2 protein-coding genes and 1 pseudogene are annotated in these 3,668 nt (G+C 36.8%); all 3 read right to left on the bottom strand.

What is annotated here, in order from left to right; translation table 11 throughout:
• Positions 1 to 1,050 (bottom strand): hypothetical protein (locus ACP5P5_RS13450; RefSeq protein ID WP_428286628.1); only part of this gene is annotated, 1,050 nt, incomplete at its 3' end.
• An 18-nt stretch (positions 1,051 to 1,068) separates the two neighbouring features.
• Entirely contained in the window at positions 1,069 to 2,718 is a 1,650-nt protein-coding gene (locus ACP5P5_RS13445; RefSeq protein WP_428286627.1) for a RagB/SusD family nutrient uptake outer membrane protein, read from the bottom strand.
• Positions 2,719 to 2,746: 28 nt separating this feature from the next.
• Positions 2,747 to 3,668 (bottom strand): annotated as a pseudogene (locus ACP5P5_RS13440) (SusC/RagA family protein); the annotation flags it as partial.

The following is a 3,668-nucleotide window of genomic DNA, read 5'->3' as shown; positions in this document are numbered from 1 at the left end:
ATATCCTGCAGAAGAAGTATTGGTTTCAATATTTAAAGTATGACTAACGGTACCCCCTTTAACCCAGAATACTAAATAAGTGTATGATGGATCGTATGGCAAACTTGGCCACCAATTGGAGAAGCCCTCTATTTTCCAACCTCCGGCCGGGTAAGACGCAATGAATGAAGCATTACCGGTTTTAGCAGCATTAGTTGATTTACCGGAAGGCGAAGCCCAAGAACCGTCAGACCATCCATTTTGGAAATCATCTGTAAAAATTTGATAGGCATTATCAATGTCAATTAACTCCTGCTTATCTATTAAGGTTTGTGCAGTTCCACCAGGATTGTAGGTAAATGTTAAGTAACCACGATTAATTGAGGTAGAGGGGAACTGCAAAGTCATTACGGAGTCATTTTGATTCACAATTGTGACGTTAGCAGTATTTCCATTCACATCACCAAGCGTTACACCGGTAATCGAAGCAAAACCAACACCACTCAAAGTAATTTGTGAACCCGCATAAAAATCATAATTGGAATAACCAGAAGGAGTAGGTGGTGGTGCTAAAATGGTAAATTTATAAGAAGCTTTACCATATAATGTGTTAACAACTAAACTATCATTCGCTAATGGTGGTAAGTAGGGGGTTTTAGAAGGAACTTGCACGATAATAGATTGGTCTGTCATTAAAGCACGATTGAAATAAGCAGTATAGCCGTTAAATGTTACTGAAACGGCACTACCCAAATTGGTTCCATAAATTATGTAATAATTACCCAAATTACCTGCGGTTGTTAAAGAATCAAATGGACCAACTTTATTGGTACGTGCTACAGGTGTCTTAATAACATTTCCAGAAGCATCATAACTAATAGTGGTATCATAAGTGGTTGTAGTATCAGTTTTACTCCAGGTATGTACTGACGTTATAGTAGGTTTACCTGTACCAGGAGTAAAGCCTAAGCTATCATATTTTCTGCAGGAAACCATTAATGATAACATTAATAGCATTAAACCAGCAAAAGCAATATGAGATTTTTGGATATATATTTTTTTTGTTTTCATATGCTATTTTCTAAAAGTTTAAAATTTATAGGGAACCGGTGGCATTAACAAAGATGGATTGGCAGCGGTTTCTGTAGCCGGATAAGGCAATACAAAATTGGCATCGGTTAGTATGAAACTTCTACCAGGATTATAACTTGTAATTTGCCCGGTATTGCCATCTACATTTACTGTACGTCTATCCTGAGCATTTATAATTGCAGTAGCCACAGGATGGTGAGGATTATTAAATCCGTCAATTCGCTGTAAATCGTACCAATAATCACCTTCAATGGCAAATTCTAATCTTCTTTCGGTTAATAATTGTTTATAAGTAAAACTTGTAAGTGCTGGTAATCCGGCTCTTTGACGCACTTTATTTAAATAACCTAAGGCTACCGGATCAGTTGACACAGCATTCGTGTCAATACCTTGTCCGGGTTGTACTCCGCCAGATTTTCCTAAAATTGCTTCAGCACCAATTAATAAAACGTCGGCATAACGCAAGAGGTAGGTATTGTTTGATGTTGCTTGAAATGCACTTAATCCTCCATTATCATCAGGGGTACCTACCACATACTTTTTCATACCTGCACCAGAACCCTGAGCATTCACTGCACCCATACCCCTATCAATTCTATGTACATAATAACCACCTATCTTTTTCTGAAGTTCAGGATAAAAATCACCATCTACCATAATACATCCATGTCGCCTTATTGAATCGCCGGCATTTTTAAATGCATTTTGTAAATCAAGACTTGGTCCTAACTCACCCCATCCATCACCCGTTCCCGTAATATTTGTATTTGGAGCAATTACGGATTGAAGTTGATTACCAAAACCATAACCACCGTTAGATGTCCATTGCAATGCAATCATCGATTCTTTATTATTATTGCCTGCCAGTTCAAACATTTGTGTATAGCTACCCGGCACATCCAATCCTACTAAACCAAATTCACCACTATTAATTACTTTTTGCACCTCAATTAATGCGCTATCATATTTCTGTTGATATAAATAGACTTTTGCCAATAATCCTGATGCTGACGCACTGGATACATGACCTGTCGAAGCTACTCCTGGTGTACAGTTTGCTTCAGCAAATTGCAAGTCCATAGTAATAAATTTATACACATCGGTAACCGGATTGGTGCGCACAGTTGAAAAGCTACCTACATAAGGAGATGGGTCGGTAATAATAGGTACATTACCAAATAAACGTGTTAAATAAAAATAAGCTGTAGCCCTCATTAAACGAGCCTCACCTAATGCATTGTTTACAACAGCTGAAGGAACAGATGCAGGAACAGCATTAGGTAAATTATTTAGTAAAGCATTCGCTTGTGCAACAACTGTAAACAATGAGTTCCAGGCACTCATAACTGTTTGCGTAGCATTACTAGCACCAAATGCACCAAATGCATCAAATGCACCATCGGTACCTGCATAACAAATAGCATTACCGGCTTGTAAATCGCCAATGGCTAAAAACGCTTTACCATTTAATCCAAACCAAGGAGCGGCATATAAAATATTGGTGCTTGATTGAACCTGATCGGTAGTTTGATAGTAAGTACCAACAGTTGATGCGTTTTCGGGCGGACGATTAAAAAAATCTTTTTTACAACCTGTGACAAATAGCCCGACAACAAGTATTAAATGAAATAAATATTTTGTTTTCATGTTATTCATTACTTAATGTGTTATTGAATTAAAACTCGGCATTTACTCCAAACGTTATAGTACGTGGTGTAGGGTATCGGCCATAATCTATATTCTGTAAAATGGGGTTTTGATTTAATGAACCTATTTCAGGATCTAATCCACTGTATTTGGTTATGACAAATAAATTTTGACCACTGACATATGCTTTTAATCGAGTCATTTTTATTTTGGTAGCCCACTGTTGAGGTAAAGTATACCCAATTCTTACATTTTGTATTCGTAAGTAAGAAGCATTTTCTAAAAAGCGATCAGACATTACTAAATTATTGTTACCAAAACCAGAACGAGGTGCAGGTATATTAGAATTAGGATTATTGGGTGTCCAGAAATTGGCCACATCTGCTCTTTGATTCATATACAAGCTATACATGCCCATGGTTTGGAAGGATACAGCATTCAATATTTTGCCTCCTTGTGAACCCACTAAAAATATAGATAAATCAAAATCTTTATAAGTAAAATTGTTGGTAATACTGTAAGTAAAATCGGGGTTAGGACTACCTAAAGCATACTGCTTATTGGGGCCGCCTTTGCCATCATTACCATCATACAAAATATCACCCAAATAAATTGTATTGGTTTGTGAACGATCGCTACTAATTTGCTGTTGCTGTCCAATCACATTTTGTGGATGTTGGGCCAAATAATTTAACTGATCTTGTGTTTTGATAATACCCAATACTTTGTAACCATAAAATTCGCCTATTGGGCCACCCACTTGGGTATAAGTAGCCGGTATTTGCGGCCCAAAACCGGTAGAAACATTACCAATTAATGCAGGAAAGCCATTTAAAGAAACCACTTTATTGTTATAATGCGTGAAAATAACGTTAGTAGTCCAAGTAAAATTTTTCTTAATAATATTTCTGCTGGTAATACTAAATTCAAAACCTGTGTTTTGAATTTCA

The sequence above is a fragment of the Hydrotalea sp. genome (assembly GCF_049968455.1).
GTDB lineage: Bacteria > Bacteroidota > Bacteroidia > Chitinophagales > Chitinophagaceae > Hydrotalea.
This window is presented reverse-complemented; position numbering and strand designations above follow the sequence as displayed.

Bases quoted from the DNA above. Each gene is read 5' to 3' on its own strand.
- ACP5P5_RS13445 (WP_428286627.1), bottom strand. From the start codon at position 2,718: ATGAAAACAAAATATTTATTTCATTTAATACTTGTTGTCGGGCTATTT.